The following is a 17,346-nucleotide window of genomic DNA, read 5'->3' on the forward strand; positions in this document are numbered from 1 at the left end:
CAGTCAACATCAATGCTGAATGATAGGCCCTCATCGCGGGCAAGCCCGCTCCCACAGGAGCTGTGTGAAATTTGAGAGGGAATTCAGAGCACCGGCAGGGTCTTGTCCTTGATCACTTTGCTCGGCCCGTTGGCCTTGACGCTGGCGATGCCTTTGGCGCACGCGGCGTCGTTGGAGTAGGACTCGCTGCTGCCGATGATCTGGTGGTTGGCGGCTTTGAGGTTGAAGTAAGGATGACCATCCTTGGTGGTCTTTTTCTCGTAGCGTTCATCCAGCGGGCTGTTGGTCTGCACCGAAGCAATACCGCTGTCGGCTGCCGCACGAGTGGTGTAGAGCTCGCTGGTGAGAATGGTTTCGGCGTTGGCGGCCTTCAGCACAAACCTGAACTGGCCGTTGCTGCTTTTGCTCACTTCGTACCATCCGGACATGCTCGATTCTCCTTGGCGGTTGAAAGGTTTTGCGCCAATGAGTAAAGACCAGCCCAAGATTTCTGTCGCCTGTACCGGCCCCATCGCGGGCAAGCCCGCTCTCACAGAGTTCGTCAGCGATCACAAAATTTGTGAGCACCAGAGAAACCTGTGGGAGCGGGCTTGCCCGCGATGGGGTCAACTCGGTCAGGACTGTTTCACCACTGCTCGCACCACCGACAACTGCGGCTCCGTCCCCCGCCGCTGACTCAGATAGCGCGTACAACTCACCCGCAGGAACGAAGCAAAATTCACCACCTCGCCGCGATAATCCATCACCTCCTCATACAGCTTGGCGATCAACTGGTTGGTGGTCATGCCATCGACTTCGGCGATTTCGCTGAGGATGTCCCAGAACTGGTTTTCCAGGCGCAACGTCGTCACCACGCCGCAGATACGCAGTGAGCGCGAGCGGGATTCGTAGAGAATCGGGTCGGCCTTGACGTAGAGCTCGCACATCGGCGAATCCTCGTTACAGGGTGATCTGGGTGCCGAGCAGGCCGAGGAAACCGGCCAGCCAGTTCGGATGCGCCGGCCAGGCCGGTGCCGTGGCCAGATTGCCTTGAACGTGGCCGTCGGTCACCGGGATATCGATGAACGTGCCACCGGCCAGCCGTACTTCCGGGGCGCAGGCCGGATAGGCGCTGCACTCGCGTCCTTCGAGAACGCCCGCCGCCGCCAGCAGTTGCGCGCCGTGGCAGACTGCGGCAATCGGCTTGCCGGCCTTGTCGAAGGCACGCACCAGTTCCAGGACTTTATCGTTCAGGCGCAGGTATTCCGGCGCTCGTCCGCCGGGGATCAGCAGCGCGTCGTAATCGGCCTCGGCGACCTTGGCGAAGTCGAAGTTGAGGGCGAACAGGTGCCCGGGTTTCTCGCTGTAGGTCTGGTCGCCTTCGAAGTCATGGATCGCGGTGCGTACGGTCTTGCCGGCGGCCTTGTCCGGGCACACGGCGTGCACGGTGTGGCCGACCATCTGCAGGGCCTGGAACGGCACCATCACTTCGTAGTCTTCGACGTAATCGCCGACCAGCATCAGGATTTTTTTCGCGGCCATGGGGAGGACTCCTCTGGGAATGGGCTTGCAGGAGTCTTCAAGGTAGACCTTATCCGTTGGGGCGGGTAACAACCGGCTACTACGACCTGTCCCCTGTAGGAGCTGCCGAAGGCTGCGATCTTTTGATCTTGCTGTTAAAAGCGAGGATCAAAAGATCGCAGCCTTCGGCAGCTCCTACAGGGGTTACCGCGAACTGTATGGATAACTCTGTGCCTAGCTGTAACAGCCCGGACTCCACGGTTTATGGCTAGATGAAGTCACTTCCCTGTCACCTTCAATTCTGGTCACTCACATGTCCTCGCGCGAAAACACCGGCATGGCCCTCGGCCTGCTCGGGGTTGTGATTTTCAGCCTGACTCTGCCCTTCACCCGGATCGTGGTGCAGGAACTGCATCCGCTGCTCAATGGCTTGGGCCGTGCGCTGTTCGCGGCGATTCCGGCGGCAGCCCTCTTGTTATGGCGACGCGAGAAGTGGCCGAGCTGGCAGCAGATCAAAGGCCTGAGCCTGGTGATCGCCGGGGTGATTCTCGGCTTCCCGGTGCTGTCGGCGTGGGCCATGCAGACCTTGCCGGCGTCCCACGGCGCGCTGGTCAACGGTTTGCAGCCGCTGTGTGTCGCGCTGTATGCGGCGTGGCTGTCCCATGAACGCCCGTCGAAAGCCTTCTGGGCCTGCGCCGCACTGGGCAGTGCGCTGGTGCTCGGTTACGCGTTGTACACCGGGGCCGGCAGCATTCAGGCCGGCGACTTGCTGATGCTCGGCGCGATTGCCGTGGGTGGTCTGGGCTATGCCGAGGGTGGCCGGTTGGCCAAGGAAATGGGCGGCTGGCAGGTGATCTGCTGGGCGCTGGTGCTGTCGACGCCGCTGCTGATCGGCCCGGTGTTGTACCTGGCGCTGCAGCATCATGGCGCGGTGTCAGCCAAGACCTGGTGGGCGTTCGGCTACGTGGCGCTGTTCTCGCAGTTTCTCGGCTTTTTCGCCTGGTACGCCGGGCTGGCGATGGGCGGGATTGCGCGAGTCAGTCAGATCCAGTTGCTGCAGATCTTTTTCACCATCGCGTTTTCGGCGTTGTTCTTTGGGGAACATGTGGAATCGATTACCTGGGTGTTTGCCTGCGGGGTCATCGCGACCGTGATGCTCGGGCGCAAGACCGCTGTGCGTCCTGCCCAACCGGCCACTGCATGACCACCGCCCCTCGAATGACGAGCGCATGCCCCTGTAGGAGCTGCGGCACGCTGCGATCTTTTGATGTTGCCTTTAAGATCAAAAGATCGCAGCGTGCCGCAGCTCCTACAGGGTTTCGTGTCGGATCAGTATCGGGTGTCAGGCGAGGAAGCCGTCGGCGCGCAGCAGGGTTTCCAGACAGTGCTCGCTGATGTTGTAGAAGTCCTTGAGTTCCTGAATCTTCACCAGCAGCTGGGCCGGGTCCACCGGCTCGGCGCGCTTCACCGCGAGAATCATCTTGTTCTTGTTGGTATGTTCCAGCGAGATGAACTCGAACACCTTGGTCTCGTAACCACAGGCTTCGAGGAACAGCGCACGCAGGCTGTCGGTGACCATTTCCGCCTGTTGGCCCAGGTGCAGACCGTATTGCAGCATCGGCTTGAGCAGTGCCGGGCTCTGGATCTGCAGGCGGATCTGTTTGTGGCAGCATGGCGAACACATGATGATCGACGTGCCGGAGCGGATACCGGTGTGGATCGCGTAGTCGGTGGCGATGTCACACGCATGCAAGGCAATCATCACGTCCAGTTCGCTCGGCGCCACGCTGCGCACGTCACCGCACTTGAACACCAGGCCCGGGTGTTCCAGTTTCGCTGCGGCGGCGTTGCACAGGTTGACCATCTCCTCGCGCAGCTCGACGCCGGTGACTTCACCCTCGGCCTTGAGTGTGTTGCGCAGGTAATCGTGAATCGCGAACGTCAGGTAGCCCTTGCCCGAACCGAAATCCGCGACCCGCACCGGTTTGTCCAGCGCCAGCGGTGACGAGGTCAGCGCGTGGCTGAAGACTTCGATGAACTTGTTGATCTGCTTCCACTTGCGCGACATCGCCGGGATCAGCTCATGCTGCGCGTTGGTCACACCCAGGTCCTTGAGGAACGGTCGGCTCAAGTCCAGAAAACGGTTTTTCTCACGGTTGTGCTCGGCGGACGGTGCTTCACGCAATTGCTGAGGTTTGCTCTTGAACAGCGAAGGCTTGCCCTTTTTGCTGTATTCGAGCTGGGCTTCGTCGGTCACAGTCAGCAAATGCGCATTCTTGAACGCCGCCGGCAACAGCTCGGCAATCACCGCCACGCCTTCGCTCAGCGGCAGGTTCTTGGTGATGTCGCGGGTCTTGTAGCGATAAACGAAGGACAGGTTGGGCTGCGCCTTGACCGTCACCGCTTTGATGATGATCCGCTGCAGATCCACCTCTTCGCCCACGTACTTGGCCAGCACCAGCTTGATGAAGCCGTTCTGTTCGAGGCTGGTTTGCAGCAGCTCGATGAACTGGGCGTGGTGATCTGGTGTGGGCTTGAGGGAGGGAGCGGTAACGGACATGGAAAAGCGGCCTCGGACGGGCGAAATCGGGAATGGCGGGTATTTTAGGGTGGACGGTGCTTGGGGACACGCTCTTATTTACCCAACGGCAAAATCCATGACACCCAACCTTGTGGCGAGGGGATTTATCCCCGACAAGGCGCGACGCTGCCCTTTATGTACGGCCAGTCAAATCAGATGCACAGTTTTTGCGACTGCTGCGCAGCCGATCGGGGATAAATCCCCTCGCCACCTGACTGACTCAACCCAGCACAATCAAACGATTGGGCAATTCATTCCTCACCTGCGTCACCGGCACATGCACCTTGAGCAACTCACCGCAGGCCTCGATGCAGGTGATGAACCCCTCAAGCGTGCGTCCCTGCCGCACCTGCTCGGTGAACGCGGCGACAATCGCGTCCCAGCTGTTGTTGTCCAGCCGCCGGGAAATCCCCTCGTCCACCAGAATTTCCACGTAGCGCTCGGCCTCGCAGACAAAGATCAGCATCCCGGTACTGCCGACGGTGTGGTGCAGGTTCTGTTCGAGAAACTGGCGCCGCGCAAGATTCGACGCGCGCCAGTGCCGCACACGGCGCGGGATCAGGTGGGTGGTGACTTTCGGCAGACGAAACAGCAGGCACAGGACGATAAACAGCCCCCATTGCACCAGCAACAGGCTGCGCATCGTCATCCAGCCGCTCAGGTAGTGAACGATGCCCGGCACCAGCAACGCCAGCAGGCTGGCCCACAGCAACGGGATGTATGCGTAGTCATCGGCGCGCGCCGCCAGCACCGTTACCAGTTCGGCGTCGGTGTCGCGCTCGACCCGGGCGATCGCCTCGGCGACTTTGCGTTGTTCGTGTTCGGTCAGTAATGCCATGTCGAAAAGTGCCTGATCATTATTGTTGTGTGTTCACCAGCCGCCGGACGATCCGCCGCCGCCAAAACTGCCCCCGCCGCCGCTGAAGCCCCCGCCTCCACCGCCACCGCCAAATCCACCACCGCCGAAACCGCCCCCGCCTCCGGAGCCGCCACGGCCGGCGGGAAGGATACCGAGCATCTGGCAGACAAACACGGTCAGGATGAACAACACCACCAGAAAAACGAACAACAGCGGATGACGCGAGACAAAATCGTTTTGCGGGTCACCGCTCGACTCGTACACCGTCGATGGTTCGTCCAGCGGATTGCCGCCGAGCACCACCAGCATCGCCGCGACGCCATCGCTGATGCCCTTGCTGAAATTGCCGGCCTTGAACGCCGGGGTGATCACTTGATGAATGATCACCGAACTCTGTGCATCGGTCAGCCGATCTTCCAGCCCGTAACCGACTTCGATGCGCAGCTTGCGCTCGTCCCGGGCGACGATCAGCAGCGCGCCGTTGTTCTTGTCCTTCTGGCCGATGCCCCAGTGCCGGCCCAGTTGTACGCCGTAGTCTTCGATGGTGGTGCCCTGCAGATCGGGCACCGTGACCACCACCAGTTGCTCGCCGGTCGCCTGCTCATGCGCCTGCAACTGCTGGCTCAACTGGGCGCGCACCGAGGGCTCGAGCATCTGCGCCTCGTCCACCACTCGCCCGCTCAGCGCCGGGAACGTCAACTCGGCCCGGGCGCTGACGGCGAACAGCCACAGCATCAGCACCAGGCCTATCTTCAACACACGCATGAATAACCTCGGGTCAGAACTTCACTTCCGGGGCCTTTTCCGCGCCGGGGGTGGTGGCTTCGAAGGTTTCGCGAATTGGCAGATCGCTGTACATCACGCTATGCCAGAGGCGCCCGGGAAACGTGCGGATCTCGGTGTTGTATTTCTGCACCGCCAGAATGAAATCGCGCCGCGCCACGGCAATCCGGTTTTCCGTACCTTCGAGCTGCGACTGCAAGGCGAGGAAGTTCTGGTTGGCTTTCAGGTCGGGATAACGCTCGGACACCACCATCAGCCGGCTCAGGGCACCGCTCAACTGATCCTGTGCCTGCTGGAACTGCTTGAGTTTTTCCGGGTTGTCGAGGGTGCTGGCATCGACTTGGATCGACGTCGCCTTGGCCCGCGCCTCGACCACGGCAGTCAGGGTCGCTTCCTCATGCTTGGCGTAGCCTCTGACGGTTTCCACCAGGTTGGGGATCAGGTCGGCACGGCGCTGGTACTGGTTCTGGACCTGGCCCCAGGCGGCTTTCGCCTGTTCGTCGAGGGTCGGGATATTGTTGATGCCGCACGCGGTCAACAAGGTGGCGAGCACCAGCAACGTGGCGACCTGCAGACGCGAGCGGTAGGTTGGACTGACATTCATCAAAGTGATGCTCCCTGGCGTATTTCATAAAAAACCGACCGTGAAACCTTCTGCATCGGCGGTTGGGGCATAATCGGCCGCGCCACTGGATTGCAACGGGCCGATGGGCTAAAAAGAGGCCCTGCGCAAACGCTGCCGACGGTCGGCGGGCGTTTTTGGCTCGGTCATTTTGAGCCTGCACCCGAACAACAATAGTCGCTCCCTAACTTTTGGCTGGCCGGCATTGCATTGCCGTTTGGGCCCTCGAGAAAAATATTCATGAAGAAGCTGTGTTTGCTGGGCCTGTTCGTCAGCCTGGCCAGTCATCAAGTATTGGCCGCCACGACCCCGGTACCCCTGGAAAACAAGGACGCGTTCATCAGCAATCTGATGAAGCAAATGACCCTCGATGAAAAGATCGGCCAGTTGCGCCTGATCAGCATCGGCCCGGAAATGCCCCGCGAGTTGATCCGCAAAGAGATCGCCGCCGGCAACATCGGCGGTACGTTCAACTCGATCACCCGCCCGGAAAACCGTCCGATGCAGGACGCGGCGATGCGCAGTCGCCTGAAGATTCCGATGTTTTTTGCGTACGACGTGATCCACGGTCATCGTACGATTTTCCCGATTCCGCTGGCCCTGGCGTCGAGCTGGGACATGGACGCCATCGGCCAGTCCGGGCGCGTTGCCGCCAAGGAAGCCGCGGCCGACAGCCTCGACATCACCTTCGCGCCAATGGTCGACATCTCCCGTGACCCGCGCTGGGGCCGCAGCTCCGAGGGCTTTGGTGAAGACACCTATCTGACTTCGCGCATCGCCAAAGTGATGGTCAAGGCCTATCAGGGCGATACCCCGAGCGCCGCCGACAGCATCATGGCCAGCGTCAAGCACTTTGCCCTGTATGGCGCGGTCGAGGGTGGTCGCGACTACAACACCGTCGACATGAGCCCCGTGAAGATGTACCAGGACTACCTGCCACCGTACCGCGCGGCGATCGACGCCGGTGCCGGCGGGGTGATGGTGGCGTTGAACTCGATCAACGGCATTCCGGCCACCGCCAACACCTGGCTGATGAACGACCTGCTGCGCAAGGACTGGGGCTTCAAGGGCCTGGCCGTCAGCGACCACGGAGCGATCTTCGAACTGATCAAGCACGGCGTGGCCGCCGACGGTCGTGAAGCGGCGAAGCTGGCGATCAAGGCCGGCATCGACATGAGCATGAACGACACCCTGTACGGCAAAGAGCTGCCGGGGCTGCTCAAGTCCGGCGAGATCGAACAGAAAGACATCGACAACGCGGTGCGCGAAGTGCTCGCCGCCAAATACGACATGGGCCTGTTCAAGGACCCGTACCTGCGTATCGGCAAGGCCGAGGATGACCCGGCCGACACTTACGCCGAAAGCCGTCTGCACCGCGCGGAAGCCCGTGACGTGGCACGTCGCAGCCTGGTGCTGTTGAAGAACCAGAACGACACCCTGCCGCTGAAGAAAGACGCGAAAGTCATGCTGGTCGGTCCATTGGCCAAGGCACCTATCGACATGATGGGCAGTTGGGCCGCTGCGGGTAAACCGGCGCAGTCGGTCACGCTGTTCGACGGCATGCGCTCGGTGATGGGCGACAAGGCCAACCTGATCTACGCCCGTGGCGCCAACATCACCAGCGACAAAAAAGTGCTGGATTACCTGAATTTCCTCAACTTCGATGCTCCGGAAGTGGTCGATGACCCGCGCCCGGCCAACGTGCTGATCGACGAGGCGGTGAAAGCGGCCAAGGACGCCGACGTGATCGTCGCCGCCGTTGGCGAATCCCGTGGCATGTCCCACGAGTCCTCCAGCCGCACCGACCTGAACATCCCGGAAAACCAGCGCGAGTTGATCCGTGCCCTGAAAGCCACCGGCAAACCGCTGGTACTGGTGCTGATGAACGGCCGGCCGCTGACCATCCTCGAAGAGAACCAGTCGGCTGATGCAATTCTGGAAACCTGGTTCAGCGGCACCGAGGGCGGCAACGCCATCGCCGACGTGCTGTTTGGCGACTACAACCCGTCGGGCAAACTGCCGGTGACCTTCCCGCGCTCCGTGGGCCAGATCCCGACCTACTACAACCACCTGAGCATTGGCCGGCCGTTCACGCCGGGCAAACCGGGCAACTACACCTCGCAGTATTTCGATGACACCACGGGCCCGCTGTTCCCGTTCGGTTACGGCTTGAGCTACACCCAATTCGCCCTGAGCGACATGGCGCTGTCGTCAACCACGCTGAACGCCACCGGCAAGCTCGACGCCAGTGTCACCCTGAAAAACACCGGCAAACGTGACGGCGAAACCGTGGTGCAGCTGTACATTCAGGACGTCACCGGCTCGATGATTCGTCCGGTGAAAGAACTGAAGAACTTCCAGAAAGTCATGCTCAAGGCCGGCGAACAGAAAGTCGTGCACTTCACCATCACCGAGGATGACCTGAAGTTCTACAACGCCCAGCTCAAGTACGCGGCCGAGCCTGGCAAGTTCAACGTGCAGATCGGCCTGGATTCGCAGGATGTGACGCAGCAGAGCTTTGAGTTGCTGTAACCGTTAAAAGCAAAAGATCGCAGCCTTCGGCAGCTCCTACATTGGGAGGGTGTGCACCCTGTAGGAGCTGCCGCAGGCTGCGATCTTTTGATCTTGCTTTTGCCTTATCCGCGTCTGTCGAGAATGTTGACCACCAGCCGATCCACCCAGCCCCAGATCCGCTGCTTCACCCGCCGCCACAGCGGCCGGCGCTGCCACTCCTCCAGACTGACCTGCTGACTCAGGCCGAAGTCCTTCTCGAAACTCTGCACCACCGCTGCCGTCAACGACGGGTCCAGTGCCTCCAGATTCGCCTCCAGATTGAAGCGCAGATTCCAGTGATCGAAGTTGCACGATCCGATGCTCACCCACTCGTCCACCAGCACCATTTTCAGGTGCAGGAAACACGGCTGATACTCGAAGATCTGCACCCCGGCCTTGAGCAGGCGCGGGTAGTAGCGATGCCCGGCGTAACGCACCGACGGGTGATCGGTGCGCGGCCCGGTCAGCAGTAATCGGACGTCGACACCCCGGGCAGCGGCCTTGCGCAGCGAGCGGCGGATTTTCCAGGTCGGCAGGAAGTAAGGCGTGGCCATCCAAATGCGTTTCTGTCCGCTGTTCAAGGCGCGGAACAGCGACTGCAGAATGTCGCGATGCTGGCGGGCATCGGCGTAGGCCACGCGGCCCATGCCCTCGCCCATGTCCGGAACCTTGGGCAAGCGTGGCAGGCCGACATGCGCCGAAGGTTTCCAGGCCCGACGATGGCGATTGGCGATCCATTGACGGTCGAACAGCACTTGCCAGTCGAGCACCAGCGGACCGCTGATTTCCACCATCACTTCATGCCATTCGCTGCTGTCCTGACCCGGCGTCCAGAACTCATCGGTGACACCCGTGCCGCCGACCACCGCCAGACGCTGATCAACCAGCAACAGTTTGCGATGATCGCGATAAAAGTTGCCGACCCAACGCCGCCAGCTCAGGCGATTGTAAAAACGCAGTTCAACCCCGGCCTTGATCAGGCGCTGACGCAGGTGCAGGGTAAACGCGAGGCTGCCGTAGTCATCGAACAGGCAGCGTACCCGCACCCCGCGCTCGGCAGCCTGCACCAGCGCCTGCACCACGGCTTCGGCGCAGGCGCCCGCCTCCACCAGATACAACTCGAGTTCGACCTGTTCTTCGGCGCGGGCAATTTCCACCAGCATGCGCGGGAAGAATTGCGGGCCGTCAATCAACAGTTCGAAGCGGTTGCCGTCCCGCCACGGGAACACCGCGCCGCGCATGTCAGCGCGCCGTGAAAATCAGCACCGCACCCACCGGCACCGACAGACTGATGGCCGACAGGCCAGCGAGGTTACGCAGGGTTTCCAGGCCCGGCACCAGGTCGAAATCCTCGGCGTTGATCACCAGCGGTTCCAGGGTCACCACTTGAAAACGCCGGTCATCGAGGCGGGTTGCCAGCAACTGCGCCGGGTATTCATGTTGCTTGCCGTGCAGGTTGACGGTCAGTGGCAAACGCAATTCCAGCTGCGCGCCGGGGGCCAGATCGTTGATCGGGCGCAGGTCGATCCGGGTGCTGATGGTCGCTTCGGGGAATTGCTCGATCTGGAACAGCTCCTTGCGCATGCGCTCGTCGCGCAGGGGGATGCCGCTGTTGATCGAATCCAGCTCGACTTCGACTTCGGCGCGGCCATCCGGATCGACCTTGCCGTGCAACACCAGGAAGCGCTGCACTTCGGAAATGTGGGCGTTTTTCGTGCTGACGAACGACAGCCGCGACGACTCGCCATCCAGATACCAGTTGGCCTGCGCCGGCAGCGCGGCGGCGGCCAGCAGCAGACTGGCGAAGGCTGTATAGAGGGAGCGGTTGAACATTGAATACTCGTGGGGGCGATAAACCTGCACGAACATTAACCGCCCATAGGTTTATTGCAAACATCAAGATCAAAAGATCGCAGCCTGCGGCAGCTCCTACAAGGAATGCAAAACCTGTAGGAGCTGCCGCAGGCTGCGATCTTTCAAGGCTGTAAACGACAGCCTTGCCGTTCACCCAGCCACTGCGCGCGATTGCTGCGGCCCATGCCACTGACGGTGACGGTTTTGCTCGCGCTGTCATCGGTAAAACCGCTGGTCGGCAGCCACTGTTTCACATAACCCCGACAATATTCAGCCTGGTTGTTCATCACGTAGCGACACGAACAATATTCCTTGGCCGTGTACGCACTGATGATGTCGGGGAACGCCCACAGATTGTCGCGTTCGAGCCAGATCCAGCCGAGCAGCACGATCAGCGCCAGCAGCAACACCCGCTTCAACAGCTTCATGGCTGCACCGCCTGGAGCACGCGTTTGAGCAATTCGTTGTGGCGATAGCTGCCGTCGCGGTCATCGGCGTAACGCACGATCAGCAGGTTCTCGCTGGGAACCACATACAGCGCCTGCCCCCAATGACCGAGGGCGGCGAAGGTGTCGGACGGCGCGTCGGGCCATGGCGCGGCGGCGCCATCCGCCGGGCGATTGAGCCACCACTGGCCGCCGGGCACCGCTTCGTCCTGATGCGCCTTGTAGCCGGTAAAAGCAGTTCGGTTGAAGGCCACCCAATCCTTGGGCAGTAATTGCCGGTCGCGCCAACGTCCGTCGCGCAGCATCAACAGGCCAACCCGCGCCAGATCACGGGCGGTGAGATACGCGTAAGAGGACGCGACAAACGTGCCGCCGGCATCGGTTTCCCACACGGCATGGCGAATGCCCAACGGCTCGAACAGCGCCGTCCACGGATAGTCGGGATAACGCTCGGGGCCGACCATGTTCTTCAGCGCCGCCGCCAGCAGATTGCTGTCGCCACTGGAATAACGGAACGCCTGCCCCGGCGGCGCGTAGGCGTCGTGATCGGCAGTGAACGCGGGCATGTCGCGCTGCCCACGGGTGTAGAGCATCGCCACCACCGAGGATTTCAGCGGGGCGTATTCGTAATCTTCCTGCCAGTCCAGACCGGAAGCCCAGTGCAGCAGGTCCGCCATGGTGATCGCCGGGTGTTTTTCCAACGCCGGATAAAACTTTGAAACGGGATCATCCAGTTTGAACAAGCCTTCGCCATACGCCACGCCAAGCACCGTGGCCATCAGACTCTTGCTGATCGACCAGGTCAGGTGCGGGGTTTCGGCACGGGTCGGACCGGCATAGCGTTCGTAGATAACCTGACCGTCGCGAATGACCAGCAAGGCGTCGGTGCGGATGCCCTGGCGGGTGTCGTCGTCGCGGGGTGGGAAGGCATAGGCCTCTAATGCCTCGACTGCTGCGCCACTGTTTTTTGCGCCCGTTGGCCATTGTTCATCCGGCCATTGCTCGGCCTGGACCGTGAAGCTGATCAGCAGCAGGAACAGGGACAGGCCTTTGATCATGGAAAAATCTCAACGGACGGGTGCAAAGATCATGGCCCAGAAAAATGACAATCTCCCGATCACTGTAGGAGCTGCCGCAGGCTGCGATCTTTTGATTGTGCATTTAAAGATCAAAAGATCGCAGCCTGCGGCAGCTCCTACAGCGGAATGTGCAGGGCTTTGGCCAAGCGCTTGGCCCGCGCGGCGGCCGCCAATTGCATCACCGATTGATCACGCTGCCACATCTGCGCCCACTCCGGGTTGCCCTCGGCCAACGCCTGATCGATCTCGTTCTTCAGCGCATCAAACTGCGCAAACAACCCGCCCAGCAACACGTGTCCGGCCGGATTGTTCGGCGGCTGGCGACTCGCTTCCGCACAGCCGGCCAGCAGCGCCAGCAAACGCAACAGCAGCGGCTGCGACCAGCCACTGTCCTGACCGACGCCATACAGCCACGCGGTCATCGCGCTCAACACATAGACATCTTCCAGGCTGCGGAACGGCTTCACATAAGCATCCCAGCCATCCCCCGCGAGCAACTCGCACAACGCGCCGTCCAGGTGCAGACGACCGTGGCTGATGTCCGGCATCAGCGGCAGCGCCGGGAGCTTTTCCACACGCACGCCGGGCTCGCCGGGATAGACCACCGCCAGACTCAGACGCGGTTTTTCACCGGGCTCTTCACTGCGCGCGGCGATCAACAGCCAGTCCGCCGCGTCCCCGGCGGTGACGAAATCCTTGCGCCCGCTCAAGCGCAAATCGCTGAGCCGGGTCTGCATGTCCGCCGGGCGCAGGCTGCGCTGTTCGGTCGCACACAACGCGCCAAGACTCGGCGGCGCGCTCGGCCAAAGCATGCGCAACGCCGCCTGATACCCCACCAGAAACGCCAGCCCCGGCGTCGCCATGCGCCGCCCTCCGGCCACCGCCAGTTCGAACGGCGTCACGTTGCCCAATTGATGCAGCAAGGTAGCGAAACCTTCCGCCAGATCAGTCACGGCGGGCAGGCGTTCATGGCTTTCGAGCAGGCTGGGCCAGGGCATAAGAGGCTCCTTGAGGGCTGTCATACAAGCATCACCAAACGTTCACGGTGATGACACCGGGGCTACATAGCCTGACTTTGCACAACATGGCTGCATAAAGAAAGTCGATCGGCTGCAACCCACGACGGGTTCAAGGCCCGTACGGAGATTCAAATGACTCAGATCGCCCGCATCAGCGACACCGGCAATGAACGCCGCCTGCAAGCCGAACGCCTGATCGGCGCCGAGGCCTTGCAGCAAGCCCAGGCCTTGCGCTTCAGCGTCTTCAGCGGCGAATTCAACGCCAAGCTGAAAGGCGCGGAACTGGGTCTGGACATGGATGACTATGATGTTCACTGCAGCCACATCGGCGTGCGTGACCTGAACACCGGGCGTCTGGTCGCCACCACCCGCTTGCTCGATCACACCGCCGCCAGCAGCCTGGGCAAGTTCTACAGCGAAGAAGAATTCAGCCTGCATGGCCTGGCGCACCTGCAAGGTCCGATCCTCGAAATCGGCCGTACCTGCGTCGATCCGGCCTACCGCAACGGCGGCACCATCGCCGTGCTCTGGGGTGAACTGGCCGAAGTGCTGAATCAGGGCGGCTACAGCTACCTGATGGGTTGCGCGAGCATCCCGATGCAGGACGGCGGCGTGCAGGCTCACGCGATCATGCAGCGTCTGCGCGAACGCTACCTGTGCACCGAACACCTGCGCGCCGAACCGAAGAATCCGTTGCCGTCGCTGGACATTCCGTCGAACGTGATCGCCGAAATGCCACCGCTGCTCAAGGCCTACATGCGCCTGGGCGCGAAGATCTGCGGCGAGCCGTGCTGGGACGAAGACTTCCAGGTCGCCGACGTGTTCATCCTGCTCAAGCGCGACGAACTCTGCCCGCGTTACGCCAAGCACTTCAAGGCGGCCGTGTGATGAGCCGGCTGCGGGTGTACGCGCGAATCGCGCGAGTGCTGCTGGTGGTGACACTGGGCCTGACCATGGCCAGCGTGTTCGACATATTCGAACGTCTGGGCCTGGCGCACTCGATGCAACGTCGGCAGCGCTGGTCGCGTTTCTTCATGGCACGTTTGAGCAATGCCCTGCCCTTTCGCGTAACGGTGCACGGCGAGTTGCCGCAGCAGCCGATGCTGTGGGTCAGCAATCATGTGTCATGGACTGACATTCCGCTGCTGGGCATGCTCACGCCGCTGTCGTTTCTGTCCAAGGCCGAAGTGCGCACCTGGCCGGTGGCCGGCTGGCTGGCGGCGAAGGCCGGCAGTCTGTTTATCCGTCGCGGCTCGGGCGACAGCCAGTTGATCCGCAAACAGATGACCCGTCACCTGCAAACGCAACATCCGTTGCTGATGTTCCCGGAAGGCACCACCACCGATGGCCGCTCGCTGCGCACCTTTCATGGTCGCCTGCTGTCGGCGGCGATTGATTCGGAGGTGATGCTGCAACCGGTGGCGATCCGTTATCTGCGCAATGGCGAAATCGACGCGTTGGCGCCGTTCATTGGTGACGATGATTTGCTGTCGCACCTGATGCGGCTGTTCAGCAATGATTGCGCCGATGTCGAAGTGCATCTGCTCAAGCCGATCGCCTGTCAGGGCCGCGAGCGTGCGGCACTGGCGTTCGAAGCGCAGCAGGCGGTGCAGAAGGCGTTGTTTGGCGCGATTCCGGAAAAGCAAAAATCCCCGATGCGCCCGGCCATCGCCGCCTGAAATACAACCGCTAAAATCACCCTCGGCCCCTGTGGGAGCTGGCTTGCCAGCGATAGCGGTAGACCAGCCGACACGAATGTTGAATGTGCCGACGCCATCGCTGGCAAGCCAGCTCCCACAGGGATTCAGGGTGTTGTTGAGGATTGTGCGAAGTCTTGCAATTGCGGGTAGAACAACGCGAAATCCTCACTCAGCGGCTCATACAAACACCGCAACTCCTGCATCGCCATCGCCAGTTCCTCCGGCCGGGTCAGGCGCCGGGAGATCCCGCGCAGCACCTGCTCCAGCACTTCAAACGCCTGATACGAACCCAACCAGTCATTGGCAACCATGTGCGGTGCGATCTTCGCCAGGCGTTCGGGCAATTGCCGTTCATTCGACAGCACCCGGTACACGTCGCGGGTGAAGTCCTCCAGCGGCTGATCGGCGTACAGCGTCCAGTCCCGCGCCAGGCAATGGTCGAAAAACACATCGAGGACAATCCCCGCGTAGCGCCGCCGGGTCGCGGTGAAACGCCCGAGGGCGATGTCCACCACGGGGTGGCGATCGGTGAACACATCAATCCGCCGATGCAGCTGAATCGCCGCTTCGATCTGCGGCGCAAATTGCCCTTGCAGGCGTCCTTTGACGAAATCGCCATACAGACTGCCGAGTAATTGCTCGGGGAGCTGGCCTCCGAGGTGTAAATGTGCGAGATAGTTCATGGGCGCAGCTTAGCACTGCGCGCTTTCATCGTTACAACACACGTATCGTTATAACCCGATATACCGATTTATGCGGACGTCAGATCAAATTCATATTGGTATATCGCGAAATACCGATTTAAAGTTCGCCTCATCGCGATATAGCGCTACACATCACGAGCACAAAGCCATGAACCTCGACCTCGACGAAATAATAAAAGCCCTGGCACACCCAGTACGGCGAGACATCCTTATCTGGCTGAAAGACCCCAAAGCCCAGTTTCCTGAGCAGATTCACAACCACGAGTACGGCATCTGCGCCGGGCAGATCGATCAACGCTGCGGCCTGTCGCAGTCGACCGTCTCCGCCCACCTGGCGACCCTGCAACGTGCAGGCCTGATCAGCAGCCAGAAAGCCGGCCAGTGGCACTTCTTCAAACGCAACGAGGACGTGATCCAGGCGTTCCTCGACGCCATCGTCAAAGAGCTCAGCGCTCCCACAAGGAATTGATTCAAATGCCCCTCTCGCTACTCATCCTGGCCTTGAGTGCCTTCGCCATCGGCACCACCGAGTTCGTCATCATGGGTTTGTTGCCCGATGTGGCGGCCGACCTCGGTGTGTCGATTCCCGGCGCCGGCTGGCTGGTGACCGGTTACGCCCTGGGCGTGGCCATCGGTGCGCCGTTCATGGCACTGGCCACCGCCAGACTGCCACGCAAGGCCGCACTGGTAGCGCTGATGGGGATTTTCATCGTCGGTAACCTGCTGTGTGCCATCGCCAGTGACTACAACGTGCTGATGTTTGCCCGTGTCGTCACCGCGCTGTGCCACGGTGCGTTCTTCGGTATCGGTTCTGTGGTAGCTGCCGGGCTGGTCGCGCCAAACAAGCGCGCATCCGCCGTGGCGCTGATGTTCACCGGCCTGACCCTGGCCAACGTGCTTGGCGTGCCACTGGGCACGGCGCTGGGTCAGGAAGCCGGCTGGCGTTCGACCTTCTGGGCGGTGACCGTGATTGGTGTCGTGGCGCTGATCGGTCTGATCCGCTTCCTGCCGGCCAAACGTGACGAGGAAAAACTCGACATGCGCGCCGAACTCGCCGCCCTCAAAGGCGCCGGCATCTGGCTGTCGCTGAGCATGACCGCACTGTTCGCCGCGTCGATGTTCACCCTCTTCACCTACGTCGCGCCGCTGCTCGGTGATGTCACTGGTGTCTCGCCAAAAGGCGTGACCTGGACCCTGCTGCTGATCGGCCTCGGTCTGACGGTGGGCAACATCATTGGCGGCAAACTGGCGGACAAGCGTCTCGGCGCCACCCTGATCGGCGTGTTCGTGGCGATGGCGGTGGTTTCCACCGTGCTGAGCTGGACCAGCGTCGCGCTGATCCCGACGGAGATCACCCTGTTCCTCTGGGCCACCGCTTCGTTTGCCGCCGTCCCGGCGCTGCAAGTCAACGTGGTGACCTTTGGCAAGGCGGCCCCGAATCTGGTGTCCACCCTGAACATCGGCGCTTTCAACATCGGCAACGCCTTGGGCGCCTGGGTCGGCGGCAGCGTTATCGCCCACGGTTTCGGCCTGACCAGCGTGCCCCTGGCCGCCGCCGCGCTGGCCGTGCTCGCGCTGCTGGTGACCCTGATCACTTTCCGTCAGAACGGCGATGCCGGCCTGGCCCCTGCTACCCACTGATTAAC

Annotated in this window: 19 protein-coding genes; 6 read left to right on the forward strand and 13 right to left on the reverse strand. The window is 61.4% G+C overall.

Annotated elements, in window-relative coordinates; genetic code table 11:
- Positions 1-83: 83 nt before the first annotated feature.
- The 3 genes from KVQ82_RS23075 to KVQ82_RS23085 all read right to left on the reverse strand — a co-directional run bounded on the left by KVQ82_RS23075 (position 84) and on the right by KVQ82_RS23085 (position 1,521).
- Complete coding sequence (locus KVQ82_RS23075) at positions 84-428, reverse strand: YegP family protein (protein ID WP_041070456.1); 345 nt, start codon at positions 426-428, stop codon at positions 84-86.
- A gap of 186 nt (positions 429-614) precedes the next feature.
- A complete protein-coding gene (locus tag KVQ82_RS23080) occupies positions 615-926 on the reverse strand; it encodes a ribbon-helix-helix domain-containing protein (protein ID WP_047292209.1) in 312 nt (103 codons plus the stop codon).
- 13 nt (positions 927-939) lie between these two features.
- The gene (locus tag KVQ82_RS23085) at positions 940-1,521 is read right to left on the reverse strand and encodes a DJ-1/PfpI family protein (protein WP_047292206.1); all 582 of its coding nucleotides are present in this window, start codon (positions 1,519-1,521) and stop codon (positions 940-942) included.
- Positions 1,522-1,813: 292 nt separating this feature from the next.
- Between KVQ82_RS23085 and KVQ82_RS23090 the strand changes: the two genes are divergently transcribed.
- Entirely contained in the window at positions 1,814-2,704 is an 891-nt protein-coding gene (locus KVQ82_RS23090; RefSeq protein ID WP_222016073.1) for a DMT family transporter, read from the forward strand.
- Between the two features lie 138 nt (positions 2,705-2,842).
- Here KVQ82_RS23090 and KVQ82_RS23095 read toward each other — a convergent pair whose 3' ends face one another.
- The 4 genes from KVQ82_RS23095 to KVQ82_RS23110 form a co-directional block, all read right to left on the reverse strand.
- Positions 2,843-4,060 carry an SAM-dependent methyltransferase gene (locus KVQ82_RS23095; RefSeq protein WP_222016075.1) on the reverse strand — a complete coding sequence of 406 codons (1,218 nt, stop codon included), beginning with the start codon at positions 4,058-4,060 and terminating at the stop codon, positions 2,843-2,845.
- A gap of 241 nt (positions 4,061-4,301) precedes the next feature.
- Positions 4,302-4,919 carry a TPM domain-containing protein gene (locus KVQ82_RS23100; protein WP_222016077.1) on the reverse strand — a complete coding sequence of 206 codons (618 nt, stop codon included), beginning with the start codon at positions 4,917-4,919 and terminating at the stop codon, positions 4,302-4,304.
- Positions 4,920-4,952: 33 nt separating this feature from the next.
- Complete coding sequence (locus KVQ82_RS23105; RefSeq protein WP_041070468.1) at positions 4,953-5,705, reverse strand: YgcG family protein; 753 nt, start codon at positions 5,703-5,705, stop codon at positions 4,953-4,955.
- Positions 5,706-5,718: 13 nt separating this feature from the next.
- Positions 5,719-6,327, reverse strand: a complete 609-nt coding sequence (locus KVQ82_RS23110; protein WP_007963199.1) for a LemA family protein — start codon at positions 6,325-6,327, stop codon at positions 5,719-5,721.
- Positions 6,328-6,585: 258 nt separating this feature from the next.
- On the opposite strand from KVQ82_RS23110, the gene bglX reads away from it, so the two are divergent.
- Positions 6,586-8,877 carry a beta-glucosidase BglX gene (gene bglX, locus KVQ82_RS23115; protein ID WP_222016079.1) on the forward strand — a complete coding sequence of 764 codons (2,292 nt, stop codon included), beginning with the start codon at positions 6,586-6,588 and terminating at the stop codon, positions 8,875-8,877.
- Positions 8,878-8,981: 104 nt separating this feature from the next.
- Here the strand turns inward: bglX and KVQ82_RS23120 are convergent, their stop codons facing one another.
- From KVQ82_RS23120 to KVQ82_RS23140, 5 genes are all read right to left on the reverse strand, one after another.
- Positions 8,982-10,139, reverse strand: a complete 1,158-nt coding sequence (locus tag KVQ82_RS23120) for a phosphatidylserine/phosphatidylglycerophosphate/cardiolipin synthase family protein (RefSeq protein ID WP_041070472.1) — start codon at positions 10,137-10,139, stop codon at positions 8,982-8,984.
- A 1-nt stretch (position 10,140) separates the two neighbouring features.
- Positions 10,141-10,731, reverse strand: coding sequence for a YceI family protein (locus KVQ82_RS23125; RefSeq protein ID WP_222016081.1), 591 nt, complete (start codon positions 10,729-10,731; stop codon positions 10,141-10,143).
- Between the two features lie 143 nt (positions 10,732-10,874).
- The gene (locus tag KVQ82_RS23130; RefSeq protein WP_222016083.1) at positions 10,875-11,180 is read right to left on the reverse strand and encodes an amidase; all 306 of its coding nucleotides are present in this window, start codon (positions 11,178-11,180) and stop codon (positions 10,875-10,877) included.
- On the reverse strand, positions 11,177-12,256 hold the full coding sequence (locus KVQ82_RS23135; protein WP_222016085.1) for a serine hydrolase: 1,080 nt from the start codon (positions 12,254-12,256) through the stop codon (positions 11,177-11,179). The genes KVQ82_RS23130 and KVQ82_RS23135 overlap by 4 nt, the downstream gene beginning before the upstream one ends.
- Before the next feature lie 137 nt (positions 12,257-12,393).
- A complete protein-coding gene (locus KVQ82_RS23140; protein WP_222016087.1) occupies positions 12,394-13,275 on the reverse strand; it encodes an acyl-CoA dehydrogenase family protein in 882 nt (293 codons plus the stop codon).
- 153 nt (positions 13,276-13,428) lie between these two features.
- Here KVQ82_RS23140 and olsB point away from each other — a divergent pair, with 153 nt between their 5' ends.
- On the forward strand, positions 13,429-14,184 hold the full coding sequence (olsB, locus tag KVQ82_RS23145; RefSeq protein ID WP_007963187.1) for an L-ornithine N(alpha)-acyltransferase: 756 nt from the start codon (positions 13,429-13,431) through the stop codon (positions 14,182-14,184).
- Positions 14,184-14,975: a 1-acyl-sn-glycerol-3-phosphate acyltransferase gene (locus tag KVQ82_RS23150; protein WP_222016089.1), complete on the forward strand. Its 792-nt coding sequence runs from the start codon at positions 14,184-14,186 to the stop codon at positions 14,973-14,975. The genes olsB and KVQ82_RS23150 overlap by 1 nt, the downstream gene beginning before the upstream one ends.
- A gap of 125 nt (positions 14,976-15,100) precedes the next feature.
- On the opposite strand, the gene KVQ82_RS23155 is transcribed toward KVQ82_RS23150, so the two are convergent.
- Entirely contained in the window at positions 15,101-15,679 is a 579-nt protein-coding gene (locus KVQ82_RS23155) for an ACP phosphodiesterase (protein ID WP_222016091.1), read from the reverse strand.
- A gap of 169 nt (positions 15,680-15,848) precedes the next feature.
- On the opposite strand from KVQ82_RS23155, the gene KVQ82_RS23160 reads away from it, so the two are divergent.
- Complete coding sequence (locus KVQ82_RS23160) at positions 15,849-16,169, forward strand: helix-turn-helix transcriptional regulator (protein ID WP_003222436.1); 321 nt, start codon at positions 15,849-15,851, stop codon at positions 16,167-16,169.
- Between the two features lie 5 nt (positions 16,170-16,174).
- Complete coding sequence (locus KVQ82_RS23165) at positions 16,175-17,341, forward strand: MFS transporter (protein WP_003222434.1); 1,167 nt, start codon at positions 16,175-16,177, stop codon at positions 17,339-17,341.
- Positions 17,342-17,346 lie beyond the last annotated feature (5 nt).

Source organism: Pseudomonas sp. AO-1, from assembly GCF_019775695.1.
In the GTDB taxonomy this organism is placed as follows: domain Bacteria; phylum Pseudomonadota; class Gammaproteobacteria; order Pseudomonadales; family Pseudomonadaceae; genus Aquipseudomonas; species Aquipseudomonas parakoreensis.